At 66.9% G+C, this 19,572-nt stretch carries 20 protein-coding genes; 9 read left to right on the top strand and 11 right to left on the bottom strand.

Annotated features, from left to right (window positions below):
* Nucleotides 1-7 precede the first annotated feature (7 nt).
* Nucleotides 8-1,573 (bottom strand): AMP-binding protein, encoded by a 1,566-nt coding sequence (locus A5686_RS08415; protein WP_067932975.1) that lies wholly within the window; start codon nt 1,571-1,573, stop codon nt 8-10.
* Nucleotides 1,563-2,459, bottom strand: coding sequence for an SDR family NAD(P)-dependent oxidoreductase (locus tag A5686_RS08420; RefSeq protein WP_197520517.1), 897 nt, complete (start codon nt 2,457-2,459; stop codon nt 1,563-1,565). Before A5686_RS08420 ends, A5686_RS08415 begins: the two co-directional genes overlap by 11 nt.
* A gap of 304 nt (nt 2,460-2,763) precedes the next feature.
* Between A5686_RS08420 and A5686_RS08425 the strand changes: the two genes are divergently transcribed.
* Entirely contained in the window at nt 2,764-3,507 is a 744-nt protein-coding gene (locus tag A5686_RS08425) for a cutinase family protein (RefSeq protein WP_067932979.1), read from the top strand.
* Between the two features lie 49 nt (nt 3,508-3,556).
* Here the strand turns inward: A5686_RS08425 and A5686_RS27575 are convergent, their stop codons facing one another.
* The 3 genes from A5686_RS27575 to A5686_RS08440 form a co-directional block, all read right to left on the bottom strand.
* A complete protein-coding gene (locus A5686_RS27575; RefSeq protein ID WP_067932981.1) occupies nt 3,557-3,754 on the bottom strand; it encodes a hypothetical protein in 198 nt (65 codons plus the stop codon).
* A 226-nt stretch (nt 3,755-3,980) separates the two neighbouring features.
* The gene (locus A5686_RS08435) at nt 3,981-4,745 is read right to left on the bottom strand and encodes an SDR family oxidoreductase (RefSeq protein WP_067932983.1); all 765 of its coding nucleotides are present in this window, start codon (nt 4,743-4,745) and stop codon (nt 3,981-3,983) included.
* A gap of 147 nt (nt 4,746-4,892) precedes the next feature.
* Entirely contained in the window at nt 4,893-5,852 is a 960-nt protein-coding gene (locus A5686_RS08440; protein WP_067933056.1) for an oxygenase MpaB family protein, read from the bottom strand.
* A gap of 183 nt (nt 5,853-6,035) precedes the next feature.
* Here A5686_RS08440 and A5686_RS08445 point away from each other — a divergent pair, with 183 nt between their 5' ends.
* The 3 genes from A5686_RS08445 (at nt 6,036) to A5686_RS08455 (ending at nt 8,946) form a co-directional block, all read left to right on the top strand.
* A complete protein-coding gene (locus A5686_RS08445; RefSeq protein ID WP_067933058.1) occupies nt 6,036-6,653 on the top strand; it encodes a TetR/AcrR family transcriptional regulator in 618 nt (205 codons plus the stop codon).
* Nucleotides 6,654-6,693: 40 nt separating this feature from the next.
* Nucleotides 6,694-8,070, top strand: coding sequence for an adenylate/guanylate cyclase domain-containing protein (locus A5686_RS08450; RefSeq protein WP_067932987.1), 1,377 nt, complete (start codon nt 6,694-6,696; stop codon nt 8,068-8,070).
* Between the two features lie 135 nt (nt 8,071-8,205).
* Nucleotides 8,206-8,946, top strand: a complete 741-nt coding sequence (locus A5686_RS08455; protein WP_067932988.1) for a methyltransferase domain-containing protein — start codon at nt 8,206-8,208, stop codon at nt 8,944-8,946.
* Nucleotides 8,947-8,972: 26 nt separating this feature from the next.
* Here A5686_RS08455 and A5686_RS08460 read toward each other — a convergent pair whose 3' ends face one another.
* Together A5686_RS08460 and A5686_RS08465 are read right to left on the bottom strand one after the other, a co-directional pair.
* Nucleotides 8,973-9,431 (bottom strand): SRPBCC family protein, encoded by a 459-nt coding sequence (locus tag A5686_RS08460; RefSeq protein WP_067932991.1) that lies wholly within the window; start codon nt 9,429-9,431, stop codon nt 8,973-8,975.
* Between the two features lie 250 nt (nt 9,432-9,681).
* Nucleotides 9,682-10,377 (bottom strand): SDR family oxidoreductase, encoded by a 696-nt coding sequence (locus tag A5686_RS08465; protein WP_067932993.1) that lies wholly within the window; start codon nt 10,375-10,377, stop codon nt 9,682-9,684.
* A gap of 85 nt (nt 10,378-10,462) precedes the next feature.
* Between A5686_RS08465 and A5686_RS08470 the strand changes: the two genes are divergently transcribed.
* Entirely contained in the window at nt 10,463-11,113 is a 651-nt protein-coding gene (locus tag A5686_RS08470) for a CGNR zinc finger domain-containing protein (protein ID WP_231986320.1), read from the top strand.
* 335 nt (nt 11,114-11,448) lie between these two features.
* Here A5686_RS08470 and A5686_RS08475 read toward each other — a convergent pair whose 3' ends face one another.
* From A5686_RS08475 to A5686_RS08490, 4 genes are all read right to left on the bottom strand, one after another.
* Nucleotides 11,449-12,294: an SDR family oxidoreductase gene (locus tag A5686_RS08475; RefSeq protein ID WP_067932995.1), complete on the bottom strand. Its 846-nt coding sequence runs from the start codon at nt 12,292-12,294 to the stop codon at nt 11,449-11,451.
* Nucleotides 12,295-12,363: 69 nt separating this feature from the next.
* Complete coding sequence (locus A5686_RS08480; RefSeq protein WP_067933062.1) at nt 12,364-13,128, bottom strand: DUF2127 domain-containing protein; 765 nt, start codon at nt 13,126-13,128, stop codon at nt 12,364-12,366.
* 54 nt (nt 13,129-13,182) lie between these two features.
* A complete protein-coding gene (locus A5686_RS08485) occupies nt 13,183-14,571 on the bottom strand; it encodes an MmgE/PrpD family protein (protein ID WP_067932997.1) in 1,389 nt (462 codons plus the stop codon).
* 96 nt (nt 14,572-14,667) lie between these two features.
* Nucleotides 14,668-15,534 (bottom strand): helix-turn-helix domain-containing protein, encoded by an 867-nt coding sequence (locus A5686_RS08490; RefSeq protein WP_067932999.1) that lies wholly within the window; start codon nt 15,532-15,534, stop codon nt 14,668-14,670.
* 123 nt (nt 15,535-15,657) lie between these two features.
* On the opposite strand from A5686_RS08490, the gene A5686_RS08495 reads away from it, so the two are divergent.
* From A5686_RS08495 to A5686_RS08510, 4 genes are all read left to right on the top strand, one after another.
* On the top strand, nt 15,658-16,701 hold the full coding sequence (locus A5686_RS08495) for a zinc-binding dehydrogenase (RefSeq protein ID WP_067933001.1): 1,044 nt from the start codon (nt 15,658-15,660) through the stop codon (nt 16,699-16,701).
* Nucleotides 16,698-17,111, top strand: a complete 414-nt coding sequence (locus A5686_RS08500) for a nuclear transport factor 2 family protein (RefSeq protein ID WP_067933003.1) — start codon at nt 16,698-16,700, stop codon at nt 17,109-17,111. Before A5686_RS08495 ends, A5686_RS08500 begins: the two co-directional genes overlap by 4 nt.
* The gene (locus tag A5686_RS08505) at nt 17,112-17,930 is read left to right on the top strand and encodes an SDR family NAD(P)-dependent oxidoreductase (RefSeq protein WP_067933006.1); all 819 of its coding nucleotides are present in this window, start codon (nt 17,112-17,114) and stop codon (nt 17,928-17,930) included.
* Between the two features lie 245 nt (nt 17,931-18,175).
* Nucleotides 18,176-19,480 (top strand): sodium:proton exchanger, encoded by a 1,305-nt coding sequence (locus A5686_RS08510; RefSeq protein WP_082947535.1) that lies wholly within the window; start codon nt 18,176-18,178, stop codon nt 19,478-19,480.
* Nucleotides 19,481-19,572 lie beyond the last annotated feature (92 nt).

Below are 19,572 nucleotides of genomic sequence, written 5' to 3' on the forward strand. Positions count from 1 at the left end.
ATCGTGTTCAGCCGGACAGTTCCCTGCGCAGCACCTTGCCGGTGGGATTGCGCGGGATGCCGTCGACGATGTTGATATCGCGGGGCTGTTCGAAGCGAGAGACCCGGCCCTTCAGATACTCGCGCAACTCCGCCACATCGATCTCGCCGCCCGGCTTGGCGACCACGTACGCGGCCAACCGCTGACCGAACCGTTCGTCGGGGACACCGATCACCACGCTGTCGGCGATGGCGGGGTGCTGGGCGAGCGCGTTCTCTACCGCACGCGGATAGACGTTTTCGCCGCCGGAGATGATCATGTCGTCTTCGCGACCGACGATGAACAGCCGGCCCGCGTTGTCCAAATAGCCCATGTCGCCAGTGCTGGTCATGCCGTCGATGACGGCTTTCGCCGCGCCGTCTGTATAGCCCTGGCTCGTCAATTCGCCGCCGACGAAGATCCGCCCCGTCACACGCGGCCCAACCGGCCTGCCGCCCTTGTTGAGGATGCGCACCGGGCACCCCACGACGGGTCTCCCGACCGTCTCAGGAGCCTCGCGTAGGTCCGCGGGCGTGGCCAGCGCACCGATGCCGACTTCGGTGGAACCGTAGCCGTTGTAGAGGATGTCGCCGTAGGCGTCCATGAACCGCTGGCCCAGAGCGGGGTCGAGGCGGTCGCCGCTGGATATCACTGTCCGCAAGTAGGGCAACGGGTTTCGTGCCCGCACCCGCTCGGGTAGGTCCAGGATGCGTGCGAGCACGACGGGCACCGCGGTGAAGGCGTCGGCGCGCTGCAGCGACGCCTGGGCCAGCGCGGCTTCGGCGTCGAATTCACGGCGGGTCAGGACCGTGCCCCCGAGCGCGAATGTCAGCATCAGCATGCCCAGCCCCAACCCGTGAAACATGGGCATTGCCACCGAGACTCGTGAGCCCGTGCGCAACCGGGTGCGATCGAGGATCGTCACCCACACGCCCACCGCGGAGCGCAGCTGGGGTGTGCGCGGCACCCCTTTGGGTTGCCCGGTGGTGCCCGACGTCAACAGCACGATGCGACCGGGTGCGGCCACGTTCGGCCTGCGCGCGCCCTCGTCGGTGCCGACCGTCGCCGGATCGACCGTGACGACCGAGTCATCCGCGGCCCGGACTCGCTCAGCGAATTCCTCGTCGACGACCACGGCCGAAATGCGGTGGGCTTGCATCGCGGCCGCCAGCGCATCGCTGCGGAACTCCGTACTGATCGGCACTACGTCGGCGCCCAGCAGCGCGGCGGCGAAAACGCCCGCGACGAAACCGCGTCCATTGCGGCACATCACCCCGACCGCCTGTCCGTGCACGACGCCGTCGGCGGACAACCGCTTCGCCAGGGACTCGGTGGCTTGCTGCAGCTGGCGATAGCTCAGCGCGCCGTCATCGTCGACGATCGCCGTCCGGTCGGGCCAACGAGCGGTCGTGACCGCCAAGAGCGTATAGGGATTCGTGCCACCCCGTCGGGCCTCGCGAAGAAGCCGAAACCCCGCAAGCGGGGTCAGCGGATTGAGCAGACCGGAGCGCAGCAGGGCACGGGCGGCGGTGGTCACCACGCGGTCATTCGACATCGTCGGCCTCGTCGGTGTCGGGCTGCGTCAAAAACCGGCGATGCCACACCCGCGCAGCGTAGTCGGCCGGGCCTGCCAGCAGCACAGAGGCCAACTCGGCCGGTAGCACCCAGGGCGGTTCGATGGTGCGCGGCCGCTCGATGATCGCTTTGGCGATGGCGTCGGCGGCTTCGTCCGGCGACAGTCCGGGAAGACGGCCGAGCAACGGTGTAGGCGCGATCATCCTGGTTCGGACCAGTGCGAAATAGACCGTGGTGACATCGACGCCGTCGGTATGCAGTTCCGGGGCCACGCTGCGCAGCCACCGGTCGAAGGCGCCCTTCGACGCCTGGTAGGCACCCCACTGCGGACCCGGCACCACCCGCACGCCGACACTCGACACGTTTACTATGTGCCCGCTGCCGTTGTTGCGCATGGCCGGCAGCAGCCCCAGCAGCAGCCGCACCGGCCCCAGGTAATTGATGTCAATGGTGCGCTGGAAGTCGTGCGGTCGGTCGTATTGGTCGTGCAACGAGCGGCGCAGTGACTTGCCTGCGTTGCTCACCAGGATGTCGAGGGGGCCGTGCTCCTCGGTGATCTGCTTGGTCAGGGTGCTCACCGCGGATTCGTCGGTGAGGTCGGTCGGGTACGCGACCGCTTTACCCCCGCCGGCGTTGATCGACGCCGTAAGGTCGTGGAGCCGTTCCTCGGACCGGGCCACCACCAGGACGGTCGCCCCCGCCGCGGCGACGCTGCGTGCGGTCGCCTCACCGATGCCGTAGGAGGCGCCGGTCACCAAGACGGTTTTGCCTAAGACGGCGGCGCGCAACCTATCGGGGTCCGATACCCGCGCCGGGTTGGCCACGTGGTCCGTGACCGTTTGCAGAGCCTGCGCTATCGCATTCAACTTCGCTGCCGCATCCACTCGAGCCGATCGCCGAGGTCGGCTGCTGCTTCACCGCGCCCCGGGCTCGTAACTACAAGTAGCAGACCACATTGCATCACGGGCCCGCGCTCCGGCCCGCTCGTGACGGCTCAGGAGGCGGTCTCGATGATGGGGTAGGCGCGCGAAGTTCCCACACCGGCGGCGGATGAGTACGGCGCGCAACCGATCTCAGCCCGTCCGCATCAGCGGCGATTAATTTATGAGAACACGGTAATTCCGGTGTTTCCGGTGTTTAAGAGGCGTGTCGGTTGGGCACAATGGCGGCATGATCGCGCGTCACATCGTTCGTTCCATCGGTTCAGCAGCGGTTATCGCAGCGTCGGGCGTGGCCGTGTCGGCCGTGTCCGCCGCCGTCATCCCGTCGGCCTTCGCCCAGTGTCCCGACGTGCAAGTGGTATTCGCCCGCGGCACCGGCGAAGCACCGGGCGTCGGCCCCACCGGCCAGGCCTTCGTCGACTCCCTGCGCCAACGCGTGGGCGGACGGTCGCTCGACGTCTATCCGGTCAACTACCCCGCCAGCGACCAATGGGCCACCGGCATCGATGGCATCAGAGACGCGGGCGCCCACGTCAATTCGATGGCCCACGACTGCCCCAACACCAAGATGGTGCTCGGCGGCTACTCCCAGGGCGCGGCCGTCATGGGCTTTGTCACCTCAGCCGCCGTACCCGACGGCGTCGACCCCAACACCGTCCCCAAACCGCTGTCCCCCGACGTCGCCAACCACGTCTCCTCAGTCGTGCTCTACGGCATGCCCAACGTGCGCGCCATGAACTTCCTCGGTGAACCACCGGTAGTCATCGGCCCCGCCTACCAAGACAAGACCATCAAGGTCTGCGCCACCGAAGACCCGGTGTGTTCCGACGGGATGAACTTCGCCGCCCACGACACCTACGCCGACGACGGCGCCATGATCGACAAGGGCGTCGCCTTCGCCTCCAGCCACCTGGCACTGGGCGGCCCCGCCGCACCGTCGGTCGCCTCGCCGCACGGCGGCTTCGGAGAGTAACCGGCGAACCGCTACCGCGACTAATCCCTGATGAAGCCCGTGCTGCGCATCATGGCGTCGGCCAGAAATCCGTCGTGCGGAAGTTGCGGCGCATGCAGCCACTCGGATGGTGCCCGCAGTAGACATTGCCGACGGTCGGCTCGGCCACCAGGGGGTCGATCAGCGTCGCGTCGCCGGTGATCGCCGTGACACCAGCGAATGCCGCAGCGGCACCCACCCGGCCTCGCGCGACCAGGCCGACACCCACACACGGGCTCGAGGTTGAGTTTGTCCACGTTGGGTTCGGTCATACGGCCGGGCGCAACGCCGCATAAGCCGTCGCCGAGATCGGCGACCACCTGATCGGCGCCGAGTGGCGGGACTGACCCGACGGCTTTGGCCGCCAAGAAAGGCGTGTGGTCACGCCCTCACGTCACCTAATCGCCTTATTTCACAGAGAGTTTCATGTGCGTCGATGCGATGTTCAGCACGGCCTAACTGCCGAGTATGGCCGTGATCGCCTCGTTGAAACGCGGATAGATGTCGTCGTAGGTGCCGTCGCGTTCGGCGAACCGGAACATCTTGACGCGCTCCACCACGATCTCCTTGGCGTCGGGCTGCGTCTGCAGCAGCGTCATCGTCTCGGTGATGTAATCCTCCAGTGGCATCGCCCGCGGGTCGAATCCCCGCTCGCCCTGCAGCGCGGTCTGCACGTGTGGCGGAATGATCTCGATCACCTGCACCGAGGTGTCACGGAGCTGGAACCGCAGCGATTCGGTGTAGGAGTGCAACGCCGCCTTGGCGGCGCAGTACGTCGGGGTGAGCGCGCTGGGCATGAAGGCCAGCCCGGACGTCACGTTCAGGACGGTGGCGTGCGGCTTGCGCAGCAGCGCCGGCAGCAGTGCCGAGGTAAGCCGGATGGGGCCCAGCAGATTGATGGCGATGCTCTGTTCGGCCAAGCCGACGTTGCTACCTGTCAGGTCCTCGACCCGCTGAATCCCGGCGTTGTTGACCAGTACGTTCAGGTCGGGGTAGTGGTCGGTCAGCTGGGTGGCGAATCGGCGGATGTCGGCGGCGTCGCCCTGATCCAGCGACAGGGTCTGCATACCCGGGTTGGCCTCCGCCACGGCCCGTAGGTGGTCGCTGCGCCGGGCGGCGATGATCACCTGGTTGCCCAGCCGGTGGAAAGATTCCGCCAGACCACGGCCGATGCCGCTGCCGCCACCGGTGACCAGAACGGTATTGCCCGTCATCTGCATCGCGGTTCTCCTTCGGGGTCGCCTGCCACGGCTCGCTCGACCGGCCATCTGGCCGACAGAGCCGAATGCCCCAATGCGGAGCCGGCTAACCACGATGCCCTATGCGCCCGGGCGCTGTCACGACAAATGCGGCCCCTGACGGTTCGGTTACGCGGCCGGGAGGTGGTGCAGCCGGCGCGGGTCGACGCCCGCTCGCTGCCACGCGGCGGCGGCCCAGCTTGTGTAGAGCACTCGGACGGGCAGCCGGTTGAGCAGCGGGTTGAGCGCGCGGATGGCCGCGGCGAGACGCTGGAAACGCTTCTCCTTCTTGGCATCCCAGTGCAGCTGGCACACCGCGCGCATCTGCGGCGGCAGGGTTCCGACCACCACCAGCCGGGTGTAGGCGTTCAGTGGCGCCGATAGGACCTTCCAGACCGGCTTGGGAATCCGGCGCGGACCCGGTATGCCCTTGCGGATGTAGCCGGTGCCGTACAGGACGGTCTTGTGCGGGACGAACCGGTCGAGCATCTCGTCCCAGTAGGCCACGAAGTCGCCGTACGTCTGCGGTTGTCCGCGGTCGCTGACGCCGTACAGCCTGTACCAGAGCTTGCCCTCGTTGAAGATTTGTTCCTTCTCGGCGTCAGACAGCCGGCGGATGAACGTGTCGGTGTTGTAGATGACCTGGTCGACGAAGCTGGCGTGCGCCCAGTAGAACAGTTCCGGATTCAGCGCGTGATACCGCGAGCCGTCGCTGATGGTGCCCTTGATCGTTTTGTGGAAGTCGCGCACCTTGCGGCCCCACTCGTGGGGCTCGTCGGAATAGACGGTGTTCATCAAAGGCGGCGCGGTCCGCTTGGCCCGGCCCAGCGTGTCACTGAAGATCACCGAGTGGTCCAGCACGCCCTGGGCCAGCTGCTCGATGCAGTTCTCCACCCCCGCGGTGCGCTGGAACCCGAAGAGCTGGGTGCGAATGTCCCCGTAAAATTTCCAGATCAACGAATCCGGCCCCAGCCGCGGGCCGGATTCGGCGATCTCGTCGTCGATCGGCATGGGCATCGCTTCGCGAACGCCGGTGTCGAAACGCAAGCCAGCGGTTGCGGCGGCCGACTCGTCGTTCTGGACGGTCATGCCCACCTCCTCGTCGCACCGGCGCTGCATCGTCAGGGCCGCCTACCAGTATGAATCGATGACACAAAGTCGTATCTTTGTTCCACAGCCTACAGGGGCTCACCACCGTTGCCCATCGCGGGGTCCCGACGCCCGAAAGCCGGCGGTAAGCGATGCCGAAGAGTTGATACGATGCCGCCAATCATGCAGTCCGAACCGGGCTCTGCCTCTGCCTCTGCTGCCGCCGAGGCGCTCACCGATCTGGATCGCACCATCCTGGACACCGCGCGAAGCGTGTTCGAGACCTACGGGGTGCGACGCGCCAACATCGACGACGTCGCCGCGCGGGCCGGGGTCAGCCGCAGCACCATCTACCGTCGCTTTCCGACCAAGGAGAACCTGTTCGCTCAGGTGGTGCGCCGCGAGGCGGGCCTATTCTTCGTCACCCTGGACCACGCGACGACGGGCTGTGACCCGCAACAGGCCGTGATCGAGGCCTTCGCGCTCGGGGTGCGCCTGGTCCAGGACTCACCGCTGTATTCGCGGATCGCCGAAAGCGAACCCGAACTGCTCGGCATGTTCTCCCGGTCCCAGGCCTTCCCGATTCTCCAATTCGCCGACGGAATCGCGCACACCCTGCGCCGCTGCGGCGCTGAGCTTCCTCAATCCGACCTGGACAACATCGCCGACATACTGCTTCGCGTCGCCCTTGGCATCATCGTCTTTCCCACCGACCGGCTCGACATCTCGGACACCGCCGCGGTTCGCGAGTACGCCGCCCGTTATCTGGTGCCCATCATCAGCCGCAAGCCGGGCCGCTAACGGCGCTCAAATTGTCGGCATCCTGAACTAGCCTTGAGCCGTGGCTGGGAGTTCTGCGGCTCCGCGGACCCGGTATGCCAGTTGCGGCGAGATCGACATCGCCTATCAGGTCTTCGGCGATGGCCCGATGGACCTGCTCGTGCTGCCGGGCCCGCTGATCCCGATCGACTGTGTCGACCTCGAGCCCTCGATGTACCGCTTTCACCGCCGGCTCGCGTCGTTCTGCCGAGTGATCCGCTTCGATCAGCGCGGGATCGGCCTGTCGTCCCGGGTTCCCTCGCTGGACATGCTCGGCCCGGAATCGTGGGCACAGGATGCGCTCGCGGTCATGAACGCGGTGGGTTGCGAGCGAGCCACGGTCTTCGCCCCGGGTTTCACCACGCTGGCCGGTGTGGTTCTCGCGGTCGACCACGCAGACCGGGTCAACAGCCTCGTCATAGCCAACGGCGCGGCACGAACGCTGCGGGGTCCCGACTACCCCATCGGGGCCGAGCTCGACGACGCCGACCGATTCACGTCGGTCGGAATGGAGCCGGACGCCGTCGAGCAGGGTTTCGACATGCTCGGCATCATCGCGCCCTCTGTTGCAGACGACGACGCATTCCGCTCGTGGTGGGACATGGCCGGCAACCGGGCCGCGTCACCGAGCATGGCGCGTGCGTTCATCAACAAGGTCCGGGAGGGCGACGTCCGCGACAGGCTGCCGCGCGTCAGCGTGCCGACGCTGATCCTGCATCGCGACAACCCCGCCTTCAGCCCCGTCGAGCACGCGCACTACATGGCCGAGCGCATCCCCGGCTCGCGCCTGGTCGAACTGCCCGGAGCGGACGCCCTGTACTGGGTGGGCGAGACCGCGCCGATGCTCGACGAGATCGAGGAGTTCATCACCGGGGTGCGCGGTGGTTCCGACGCCGAGCGGCTGCTCACCACCATCATGTTCACCGACATCGTGGGCTCCACCCAGCGCGCCGCCGCGCTGGGTGATCACCACTGGCGCGACCTGCTGGACAACCACGACACGATCGTGCGCCACGAGCTGCAGCGGTTCGGCGGCCGCGAAGTCAACACGGCCGGAGACGGATTCGTCGCGACGTTCAGCAGCCCAAGCGCGGCGATCGCGTGCGCCGACGCCATCGTGGACGCCGTTCACGTTCTGGGCATCGAGGTGCGGGTCGGCATTCACGCCGGTGAAGTCGAGATGCGCGGAGCGGACGTCGCGGGCATGGCCGTGCACATCGGCGCGCGGGTGGCGGCGCTCGCGGGGCCCAGTGAGGTACTGGTGTCTTCCACGTTGCGCGACATCGTCACCGGGTCGCGGCACCGGTTCGGCGACCGCGGTGAGACCGCGCTCAAGGGCGTCCCGGGTTACTGGCGGCTGTACGCGCTGGTCCGTGAGCACGCCGTCGTGCACCGGTAACCCGATCGACAAATCACTGCGGTCGAAGCGTCGTGGCCCTCGGCGTAGGCTGCGGACGGGGACTCAGGGCCGAGGCTTCGCGGCTTTCCATTTGATTTCTGGTGCCTAGCTTGAGATTTGATCTAAGGAGTACGCATGACGGACGTGCACACCTGGCTGCCTCCGGCGCTTCGGCGGGCGCTGGACCTGCTCGTCGACCCGCCGGCCGATCCCGACGTGAGCCGCGGCTATCTTGACCTGCTCGGCGCCGACAAGCACGGCGTAGTCGAGAAGAACACCGGCCCGATCCAGGCGGCGTGGGCCTCACCGATCGGATCGATGCTCTACGACAACGCCCAAGCGCTTTCCCGGCGCTGGATCAGCGCATGGCAACTGCCGCTGGAGTGGTTGCAGGTCCCGCAGGGCGGTGTCGCGCTGGACGTCGGCTCTGGACCGGGCAACGTCACCGCGTCGCTGGCACGTGCCGCCGGTCCCGAAGGGCTGGCCCTCGGAGTCGATATCTCCGAGCCGATGCTTGCGCGAGCTGTCCGCAATGAGGCCGGCCCGCAGGTCGGTTTCATCAAGGCCGATGCGCAGCGGCTTCCGCTGCGGGACAGCACCATTGACGTGGCAGTGTCGACCGCGGTGCTGCAATTGGTGCCGGATCCGGCGGCCGCCCTCGCCGAGATCGCGCGCGTGCTGCGGCCCGGCGGCAGGCTGGCCGTCATGGTCCCGACCGCCGGGCGCTTGGCCCGCTATTGGCAGTTGCTGCCGAACGTCGGGGCGCACGCGTTCGATGACGACGAGATCGGTGATGCGCTCGAAGACAACGGTTTTGCGAGCATCAGGGTGAAGAATTTGGGCACGTTCCAGTGGGTGCGCGGTAAGAAGGGCTGAATCGCAAGGCGTTTCCAGCGGCGGGCCTATTCCGGCGATTGCGCCAGCACGGCGAGCCGGTCCATCGACTCGCGCAGCATGTCGGCGGTCGTCGCACGGGCTTTTGCGATGCGGTTGGGGTCGGTGAGCGCCGTCCAGTCGTAGGTGTGGGTCACCGTGGTGAGTTCGGCGTTGACCGGACTGAGCTCCCACCGCCACAGGTGGCCCGGTGGCTGCTTGCCGGGCTCGGCTGGGCGCCAAGCGATTTTGCTACCCTCCACGAACTCGGTGACGTGGTTCTCGCGCACCGCGCCGTTGGTCAGCGTTGTCTCGAAGATGTCACCCACCCGATGAACGCGCTGGCCGGCAGCGGACGAGGCCAAGTTGTTGTTGCCGTCCCAGCTCGGTTGGCGGGACGGGTCGGCGATCAGTTCGAAAATCCGGGCGGCGTTCGCCGACATCACGCGGGTGGCGCTCACCATGCGATCGAGTTCCGTATCGGGCATGTCGCTATCCAAACACGTCCAGCGAGGTGTTGTGGCGGTGACATTGGGCCGGGGCTCTGAGGACTTTGGCCGTCGCAGGGTTCGCCGGACGCGTGCGACGGTGGCATTGCCGAGATGACCCGGTGGTCTGTCCGAAGTGCAACGAGCCCACTCCCGAGCTCCGAACAAGTGGAGCGACCGCACAGGGGTTCTTGACCCAGCGTCGCACCACGGTTCTGCCTTCGGACAGACCTCCAGGCCTCCACTCGGTTCATCCCATCCGGGGCAGCGCCTCGACCGGTCCGGAGAGCGCCGCCTTGACGTAACGGGTGTCGTCGTCGGCCAGCACTTCGGTGTCGTCCCCTTCGATGCCGTCGACGATCGCGCGGGCCACCTGGCGCGGATCGTTCTTGGGTGCGTCGAAGCCGGAAGTCATATCGGTATCGGTAAAGCCGAGGTGGGCGGCAACGACCAGGGTGCCCTGCTTCTCGAGTTCGATCCGCAGCGAATTGGTCGTCGACCACAATGCGGCCTTGGAATCGCCGTACCCACCGGATCCTGGCATCCAGGACAGGATCGAGGCGATGTCGACCAATGCCCCGCCACCGTTTTCGGCCAGGATCGGTGCGAACGCCTTGGCCACGCGCAGCGCGCCGAAGTAATTCGTCTCGAAGACCGCTCGTACCTCTTCGATGTCGCTGGCGAGCAGGCTGCGCGCGCCCAGCACGCCGGCATTGTTGATGACGATGTCGGCGTCCGACGCCCTGGCCGCCAGAGCGGCCACCGAATCCGGCTTGGTGACGTCCAGTTCGACGCTGACCACGCGCGGGTCCCGACTGGGCTGGGGCGCCCGGGCGGTGGCGTAGACCTTTGCCGCGCCTCGTTCCAACAACTCCGCGACGATGGCCTTGCCGAGCCCGCGCTGTCCACCGGTGACGACCACCGTCGATCCCTTCACATTGACCATGACCCTGCTCCCTTGACTTAGGCAAAATAGCTTTGCATACGTCACAGTAGTTGACGGCTTCGACATAGGCAAGTAGCATTTGGATATGTCTTTGCCGTGGGGTGCGTCACACCGATACGGGTGTGCCACAGCGCCCGGAGGCCTCGGCCTGGTCCAGGACTTCCTCAACACGAGGGGTATCGACGGGTATGGAGCTGACCTGCTGGCGGACCTAGACCTCGCCGGCGACTGGGCGCGCAACGCGGTGCGGGCGTGGTCGGTCGCACGCGACGCGGATCTGCAGCCACCCGAGCTGGGCTACGCGGATTTGGACAAGCTTCGCGGCTTGCGTGCCACGATCGAGCAGCTGGTGGCCGGCGAACCGCCGAGTGGGCGGGGCACCCGCGGTGTCACCGCATCGTTCACCGTATCCAAGTCCGGTGAGATCCGGCTGTATCCCAGCGGCGGCGGTTGGCGCTGGCTAGCGTCGGCGCTGTGGGGCGAGATTTTGTTGAGCCAGCAAGCCGGCACGTGGCGGCGGATCAAGCGATGCCACAACCACCGGTGCGGGTCAACGTTTTACGACCGTTCGAAGAACAACAGCGGAGTGTGGCACGACGTCAAGACCTGCGGCAACGCCGTCAATCTGCGCGTCTCCCGGGCCCGGCGGCGCGAACGCGAGCGGGCGGTGCAGGCAGGCATTCGGCCAAAAGTGAGCGATACCGGCAGGGACAAGCCGGATCCCTGGTCCCGGTAGGACGTCTGCCTGGGCCGTCAACAGCGTTCGGCGCCTTTGGTCATCAGGCGCGGCCTCGTGGTCGCCGGTCGCCGCTTGCTTCTGAGCACCGCGTGCACTACATGGACGGTGTGCGCCTTTAGCGGCGCGACCCCGTCGAAAGTTGCGGGAGCCTGGCTGACCCAGGCCGGAAGTGTGGCCACGGTTGATTCCTTTGCTTTTTCGGCATGTGCGCCGACTCAGTCAATTGCACCGCCGCCGTTTTACGGTGGCGCCGCGCCGCGGTAAACGTCACGAAAACCCTTTTGTGGCGCACGGCACATCCGTGACGCAACGAAAGGCACGCGACAGTGCGTTTAGTGAAAACCCTTGAACCGGCGCAGATAACCCGGCAATCGGTGTGCCGGTATCGCTTTGGGCCAGTCGTTAGGGCGGAAATACGCGTCGGTACCGCCGTCCACGAATACTACACTGCCGCACAGAAAATCGGCGGCATCCGACAGCATGAAACACATCCAGTCGGCCATGTGCCCCGGGTCACCGAAGCCCCCGAGGGGGACGGGAAACGACCGGACCGCCTTCGCCTGCCTTGGGTTCGATAATTGTTCCTGCAGAAGCGGTGTCATGATTGCGCCGGGCGACAACGCATTCAGGCGCACGCCCGACCCGGCCCATTCCGAAAGCACTGCGTGCCGCCGCACCCATCGGCTGACTGCGATCTTGGACGCCCCGTACATCATCGTCGGCGCCGCCGGACCTAATAGGCGAACCGTTCGCACCGCCTTGTCCGCGTCGTGGGCAAGCAGCGCTTTGACCGCCCGGCGGGGCACCGCAGGTATCGTCGTCGTCGAGTTACTGGCGACAACAACGACTTTCGCGCGTTCGGCGGCAGCCAGCGCGGAACGCCAGGCGGCGAGCAATTCGACGACCCCGAAGTAGTTGACCGCGGCGATCTTTCGAATACGATCGCGACCGGGGCTGGGCCCCAGGCCGGCCGCCAGGACGGCACCGTCGAGTCTGTTGCCCGCGGCCGCCAGGACACCGTCGGCCGCCGCTTTACGTCCATCGGGTGTCGACAGGTCGGCGATGATATCGGCCTCCTTGATGTCGACACCGATGATGCTGTGCCCATTGCGCCGAAGGCGCGCGGCGGTCTCGCGGCCCATCCCCGAAGCCGAGCCGGTAACGGCATAGGTCCCCATTGATTCCTCCGTTCTCTGGGCAGTATGCCCGGGAAACGGACCGCTCCGGCGGGCGGTGCCCGGGTGGGATCAGTTCGCCGCCGCGGCCTTCTCGACGTCGAGCAACTGTTCGCCGCGTCGTTCCTCGTCGTAGGCCTTGCGCCCGCCCCGCAGCCCGAATAAGCGTTTCGAGACCAACAGGTAGATCACCGCGGCGACATTGATGGTGAAGGTCACCGCCCGGGTCATGGTGATGCCCTTGGCCAGGTCGTGGATCTCGAGCGGCAAGAAGACCGAGGTGGCTATCACCGCGAAGTATTCGCCCCAGCGCTTGAGCAACCACAAGCCAACGCCTTCGACGACCTCGATCAGCGCGTAACCCACCAGCGCCAAGGTCAGCAGGGTCAGGGTGGATGGCTTGGCGGCCAGCGCCTTCTCCAGTTCGTGCACGATGGTCATCTGATCGACCTTGAATCCGGCGGTGCGGAAGATCGGCAGGTCGCGATCGAGGGTGGCCTGGATGGCGCCGCGCGCCCCCCGAAACTTCCACACTGCGTAGGCCGCCAGCGCAATCACCACCGCCCGCAACACACGTTCCACCGCCAATGCGCGAATGATGATGGCCTGGCGTAAGGCCTTGCCGCGCATGATCATCGGCGCATCTTCGGCGCGGCCGCGTCCGTGCGGCTCGCCGACGGTGAATTCGCCGCACCGCAAGCAGCGCCACACTTCGCCCAGCCCGGTGCTGCCGCTCAGGCGGTCGGCGAGTGACTTCTCGTCGGGTGCGTAGGTGGCGTGGCCGGCTACCGCGCAAGTGACCAGCTCCCACCGGTTGCGGCGGTGTTCTTTGCCCATGGCGGGATCATTCATGGCGGACGGTCGCCCACGCAAGGGGGCGCGCATCGTGGGTCAAAAGCGCGGCTTGCTGCGCGCGCACCGAGCGGTGGGGCGCACCGACCCGAGGAGTCCGGCGAGCTCGGTGACGGAGATCTCGTCGAGCCGCGCGACCGCGGCGACGATGTCGTCACCCAGCGCCTCGTCGCAGAAGGGTTCGGCGAGCCAGCCGAACTTGTCCACGACGCGTTCCCAGGACATCGGACGGGTGGGTGATCCCTCGTAATCGGACTGTTCGCGGCTGAATCTGCGCCCGTCGGTCGTAATCACGTGCACCCGCGCCGCGGTGCGCTGCGGGTAGTCGGCGGTCAGGTCGTCGGCGACGTCGACCTCCACCCGCGACAACAGATCTTGCACGTCGTGGCGCGAAACCCGGTCATTCTCAAGCTGTTCGGGGCCCACGCCACCATCGATCAGGGCGACCGCGGTCAGGTACTTGAGGTTGTAGTCGGCCTGCTCCTTGGTGGTCGGATGTTCTTTGTCGCCATACGCACCCCCGCCGGCGAAGTCGTATGCTCCCTGAAACACCTCGAGGATCACCCGCGTCACATCTGCACCGCGCAAACCGTTCTCGCTGCGCACGGCCAGAACCGCGTCGATGACGACCTGGCCGTGGATGAGTGAGCAGTACTGCTTCAAGTAGGTCTGCTCGACGCAGGTGAGGCTCCGGTCGGCGGCTTGAAGATCGATGGGCTGGTCGAACAGCTGCACCAACCCGTGCGGGCCTTCGAACAGCGACTTGGGTCCGGTGATGCCACGCGCGGCCAGCATCGTCGTGTACACGGCACGCATGCCGGTGATCGCCGGCGAGATGCCCTTCCAGTTCGACACCGGTTCGGCATGGACCGTCGCCAGCGACACATTGTCGGCCGCCGCCGCGGCGATGGCGTTGGCGGTCTGTCCGGCGCTCAGTCCCAATAGCTTCGCGCTGCCCGCCGCAACCGACATGGACAGCTGCAGGGCGTGGTTGAGGCCGCGGGCCATCACGGGAACCCGTGCGCTGAAACGGCATTGGATCTCGTAGGCGACCGCCAGCGCGAGCAGGAAGTCGGCTCCCCCGGCGCCGGTGTGCTCGGCCACGGCCAGAACTGCGCCGAAGTTATCGGCGGGATGGCAGAGTCCGCCCACGGTCAGGTAGGTGTCGAGCAGATCGGGATAGCGCACCAGGACCGCGTTGAAGAACGCGGCCTGGTCCACCGATGCTCGCCCACCGCCGACCAGCGTGGCCGTCGGGGCGCCACCGAATTGGGCGGTGTGGTCACGAATGGTGGGGACGAGCTCCCCGTCCAGCGAGCCGACGGCGCACGCGATGCTGTCGAGCACGTTGCGTTTCAACAGTGCGCGCGGCCGCTCGCTCAGATCTGCCGGCTGCGCTCCGACGACGAAATCGGCCAGCTCGTCCACAACGTAGCTATGTGCCACCACTTTTCGCCTCCCAAGCGAGGCTACCCCGACACCAGCGGGCCACGGCCAATCCCGTCAGACCTCGTGCGCGGCGACCTACATGGCGGTATCGACCGCGGCCGGTTGCGGTGCCGATCCGCTGAGCGCGACGGTCTCGTCGGTCAGGCGTTTCCCGATGTCGCGGATCTGTCGCGCACCGAGCGCGCACAGCGGGTGCACGGCCACCATCAGGGCGACGCGGCCCCGGTCGTCGAAAACCGGCGCGGCGATGGTCACCACGGGTTGCTTGCGCCGGCCCGGGTTGTCGTCGGACAGGAAACCGATGGTGGTGAACTCGACCCGCAGCTGATCCATGATGTGACGCACCGAGGTCGGCATGTCGCTGCTGTCCAACGTGCCGACCACCTGCACCGCCTGCGCGAGCGCCGGCGTCGTCCAGTCCACGTCGAATCCCCGTTCGCGCGTATGCGCCAACACCTGTTGCAGGCGCTGGGTGCGCTCGGCATTGTCGCCCGCACCCCGCCGGATCCACGCGCGCTGTTGCGCCTCGGTGTCCCACGCCGCCATTGCGACACCGAACGGCGGCGCGTACGGAATGCGATCACCAGGTATCCCCGACGGCTGCGTGGCGGGTTCACCTTCAAAGGCGGTGACCACCAACGATTCACCGAACTTCTCAACCACCGAGCAGGCGTAGCCGACTCCGCGGGACAGTCGCAGTGCCGCGGATCGCGCCGCATGCGCGAGCGGCCGGGCGGTGTCCGTGCGGGCGGCCACCACCGCGAGCGCGGGGCCGAGGGCGAACGTCTTTTCGACCGGATCGCGGCTCGCCCAACCGCGGTCGCACAACGTCTTCAGAATCGCGTGTGCGGTCGCTTGGGTGAGAGCCAGCTCGCGCACCACGTCGGAGAAGCGCAGGCGCGCGTTTGGCGACCGCGCCAGCAGCTCGACGACATCGAGCACCCGGGCGGTCGGCGCTGATGGCGATCCGCGAATCGCTTGACTCCCTTGCGACGGCGTTTCTACAGTTGGACGAACATTCGAGATCTTATATCGATTATTCGAGAAAGTTAGATATTGCGCGCGGTGGTGTTGAGGGACGGCCTGTTACAGGTTCGCGAGACGCAGGACCCCGAGCCGGGTCCGGGTGAGTTGTTGCTGCGTACGCTGAGCACCGCAATCTGCGCGTCCGACGTGCACTTCATGGATCATCCCGAACTCGCCATCGATGACCCGACCGGCCGCTCGCTGTATGACACCGAGCGCGACACCGTGCTCGGCCACGAATTCGTCGGCGAGGTTGTCGGACACGGACCCGGCTGCACCGACGAGTTCGACGTCGGCGCCCGGGTGACGGCCATGCCGGTGCGCCTAATCGACGGCGGCGCCGGCGGAATGCGCATCATCGGTCAGCATCCCGACGCCCAGGGCAGTTTCGCTGAGCTGCTGGTGGTTTCGGAGGTCGCGGCCAAGCCCGTCCCCGGCGAGGTGTCCAGCGACGCCGTGGCATTGACCGACGCGTTCGCCGTCGGCGAGTTCTACGTGCGCTCGGCGCAACTGCAACACGGAGAGATCCCCATCGTCATCGGAGCCGGAGCGATCGGTCTCTCGGCCGTCGCGGCCCTGGCCGGCCGCGGCGTTGAGCCCATCGTCGTCGCCGACTACAAATCCGACCGGCGCCAGCTGGCCCGTGACCGCTTCGGCGCGCACATCCTCGTCGATCCGAAGGACAAATCCCCGTTCGACGCGTTCAACGAGATACGCGCGCAACGCGGATTGCCCGGGCCGGCGGTCGTATTCGAATGCGTGGGCGCGTCCGGGCTGATTCAGAAGTTGGTCGAATCGGCCGAAATGGGCACGCGCATCTACTGCGCGGGCGGCTGGTACACCGGCGACACCCTCGACATCACCACCGCCACCCGCCAGGGTGTGACCATTCAGTTCGGCGGTGGCCCGCACCCGCAGGACTGGTACGGCACACTCGACGCAATCGTGGCGGGCCGGCTGGATCCGCTGCCGAGCATCGGCAAGATCATCGGCCTCGACGAGGTGCCCGATGCCCTCGCCCAGGCCCGCAGGTCCGACGGGCCGCCCCGGATCGTCGTCCGCCCGAATCGAGACGCCCAGTGAGCGAACGCGATGACCGGCAAGACATCAGCGAACTGCTGGTGCGCTATGCGACCGGGATCGACCGGCGCGACTGGCCGCTGTTTCGCACCGTCTTCACCGACGACTGCCAGCTGGACTACGGCGAGATCGGGACCTGGAGCGGCGTCGATGCGGTGACCGACTTCATGGAGCAGGTGCACGCCCTGGCTGGGCACACGCTGCACCGGCTGTCCAACCAGGCCATCACGCTCGACGGCGACACCGCGACTGCACGCACGTACATCGACGGCCTGATCATGGCCGGCGACAACAACTCCGGGGTCAATGCCATCGGTTTCTACGACGACGACATGGTCCGCACCCCGGTCGGGTGGCGCATCGCCCGCCGGCGCTACACCCAGGTCCGCATCACCACGGTCGGTGGCGGATAGATGACATTCGCCGCGCAGTACGGGCCGTGGGCGCTGGTGGCCGGCGCCTCTGATGGTGTGGGTGCGGCGTTCGCCGAACAGCTCGCCGAGCGCGGCGTCAACGTGGTACTGCTGGCCCGCAGGCATGCCGTTCTGGATCGCGTCGCGGCCGACATCGAGACCAAGACGTCTGTGCAAACCCGCACCGTCGCAATTGATCTGGCCCAACCCGGCGCGGCCGCGGCGGTCGCCGAGGCAACCGGTGACCTGGAGATCGGCACGCTCGTGTACTGCGCCGGCGCCGATCCCGACTTCAAACCGTTCCTTGCCAATCCCATCGATGCCGCCGAAGCAATGGTGCAGCGCAACTGCATGGTGCCCATGCAGCTGTGCCACCATTTCGCGCCCGCGATGGTCGCGCGAGGCAGCGGCGGCATCGTCATCTTCGGCTCCGGCGCTGGGCTGGTCGGCGGACCGAACATGGTCGCCTACGGCGCCTCGAAGGCGTTCGACATGGTCTTCGCCGAGGCGCTGTGGGCCGAACTGCACGACAAGGGTGTGCACGTCTTGGGCCTCATCCTGGGCAAGACCAACACACCGGCACTGCGCGAACTCGAATACAGCCGCGGCCAGATCGCGTCCCCCGACGAGGTCCCGTCGGATGCCGCAGCCGTGTCCGACGTCATCGCCGAGGCATTCGAGAACCTCGGCAACGGCCCTACCCTGCTAGTGGGCGACACCATGCGCGCCGCCGCGCAACTGCTGGCCTCGCTGGACCGCAATCAGGCTGTTGAGCTGTTCGCCCAGGCCACCGCCGCGGCCATGGCCCCGGACGCGTAGGAACACGAGGGGAACCGCGACCGTTCGCTGTGCGTCCTACCAGATGTGGCGAGGTTTGCCGAAGTTCGAAATCAGGACGGCCCAACTCTTGGTGTGTAGTGCTCTGTACAGCAAATATAGGCCCGCGGATACGGCTTCATGGCGCACCCGGTGCGTTGCTGACCGTGCCCGCCGCGGGTAGCTTGGGTAACCGGTTCGCCACGGCAACCGAGTCAAGTAACCACCCGGTCGCCACCCCGCGAAGGATGACGATGCTCGCCACAGACAGGCCCGCAGCCACCGTCTCGACCACGGCAAGCTGGCGGCGTCGCACACTGAGCCGTTCTGGATTGATCACCGGCGCATTCGTCGTCCCGGCCGTCGTCGTCCGCAGCGCCGGACTGAATGTGGGCGCGGTGCTCGCCTTGCTGATCTTCGGGGCAGCGGTGGTGGCGGCCAGCTTCTTGCTGGCGTGGGCAGCCGAGGCCGCGCAGATCGATGTCTCCGGCGGACTGGCCACGGCGGTGCTCGCCCTGATCGCGGTGCTGCCCGAATACGCCGTCGACCTTTACTACGCGTTCGTATCCGGTCACAACGCGGATTACGCGCAATACGCCGCCGCCAACATGACGGGGTCCAACCGGTTGTTGATGGGTCTGGGTTGGCCGGTCGTGGTGCTGGTGAGCATCCTGGTCGCGCGCAAGTCCGGCTCGGCGAAGCCCACCGGTTTGACGCTGGACCCAGCAAACCGGGTCGAACTCGGATTCCTGTTGATCGCCGGCGTCCTCGCGTTCGTGATACCGGCCAGCGGCCAGATCCAGTTGGGGCTGGGGCTGGCGTTGCTGGCCTGGTTCGGGTTCTACCTCTACAAGATCAGCCACGGTGAGGTCGAAGAGCCCGACCTGATCGGCACCGCCGCCGCGCTGGGCGACCTGCCCGACGGCAGGCGGCGCGGCGCGGTAATCGGTCTGTTCTTGGTGTCGGGCGCGGTGATCCTGCTGTGCGCCAAGCCGTTTGCCGACAATCTGGTCGCCGCCGGCGCCGAACTCGGCGTCAATCGCTTCCTGCTGGTGCAATGGCTGGCGCCGCTGGCCTCCGAGGCACCGGAATTCATCATCGCGACCATCTTCGCCGCCAGGGGCAAGGGCACGGCGGCCGTCGCCACCCTGATCTCCTCCAAGGTCAATCAGTGGACCCTGCTGGTCGGGTCATTGCCGATCGCGCACCTGCTGGGCGGGGGCGGGTTCTCCCTGCTCCTGGATTCCCGCCAGGTGGAGGAGGTGCTGCTCACCGCCACCCAAACGATGATGGGCGTGGCGCTGATCCTGGCGCTGCGGTTCCACCGGGCGACCGCGTGCACCCTACTCGGGTTGTTCGTGGTTCAGTTCCCGATCTTCTCGACAGAGGGGCGGCTGCTGCTCTGCGGTGTCTACACAGCGGTGGCCATCGCCGGGCTGGTCATCAACCGGCGCCACATCGCCGCCACGCTGAGGGCGCCGTTCTTCGGCACGGCCATTCGGCACAGCGGTCACCCCCACCACAACGCGCAACACCCCATCCACCCCGCGTAGCGCCGGCGCCAGCAAACGGGCAATACCCACGCTTCGGCCCGGCGGGGGGCCTATCCTTAGCGACTGGGCGTGCGGCCCGAAACGGTGGTGCT

It is taken from the genome of Mycobacterium sp. E2479, from assembly GCF_001667925.1.
Lineage (GTDB): Bacteria > Actinomycetota > Actinomycetes > Mycobacteriales > Mycobacteriaceae > Mycobacterium.

What these genes read in the sequence shown, in the direction of transcription:
- A5686_RS08510 (WP_082947535.1), top strand. Translation starts at nt 18,176, where the DNA reads ATGACGATGCTCGCCACAGACAGGCCCGCAGCCACCGTCTCGACCACG.
- A5686_RS08440 (WP_067933056.1), bottom strand. Translation starts at nt 5,852, where the DNA reads ATGACCGTCCAGAACGACGAGTCGGCCGCCGCAACCGCTGGCTTGCGT.
- A5686_RS08505 (WP_067933006.1), top strand. Translation starts at nt 17,112, where the DNA reads ATGACATTCGCCGCGCAGTACGGGCCGTGGGCGCTGGTGGCCGGCGCC.
- A5686_RS08435 (WP_067932983.1), bottom strand. Translation starts at nt 4,745, where the DNA reads ATGCAGATGACGGGCAATACCGTTCTGGTCACCGGTGGCGGCAGCGGC.
- A5686_RS08445 (WP_067933058.1), top strand. Translation starts at nt 6,036, where the DNA reads ATGCAGTCCGAACCGGGCTCTGCCTCTGCCTCTGCTGCCGCCGAGGCG.
- A5686_RS08470 (WP_231986320.1), top strand. Translation starts at nt 10,463, where the DNA reads ATGTCTTTGCCGTGGGGTGCGTCACACCGATACGGGTGTGCCACAGCG.
- A5686_RS08425 (WP_067932979.1), top strand. Translation starts at nt 2,764, where the DNA reads ATGATCGCGCGTCACATCGTTCGTTCCATCGGTTCAGCAGCGGTTATC.
- A5686_RS08475 (WP_067932995.1), bottom strand. Translation starts at nt 12,294, where the DNA reads ATGGGGACCTATGCCGTTACCGGCTCGGCTTCGGGGATGGGCCGCGAG.
- A5686_RS08480 (WP_067933062.1), bottom strand. Translation starts at nt 13,128, where the DNA reads ATGGGCAAAGAACACCGCCGCAACCGGTGGGAGCTGGTCACTTGCGCG.
- A5686_RS08415 (WP_067932975.1), bottom strand. Translation starts at nt 1,573, where the DNA reads ATGTCGAATGACCGCGTGGTGACCACCGCCGCCCGTGCCCTGCTGCGC.
- A5686_RS08465 (WP_067932993.1), bottom strand. Translation starts at nt 10,377, where the DNA reads ATGGTCAATGTGAAGGGATCGACGGTGGTCGTCACCGGTGGACAGCGC.
- A5686_RS08455 (WP_067932988.1), top strand. Translation starts at nt 8,206, where the DNA reads ATGACGGACGTGCACACCTGGCTGCCTCCGGCGCTTCGGCGGGCGCTG.
- A5686_RS08460 (WP_067932991.1), bottom strand. Translation starts at nt 9,431, where the DNA reads ATGCCCGATACGGAACTCGATCGCATGGTGAGCGCCACCCGCGTGATG.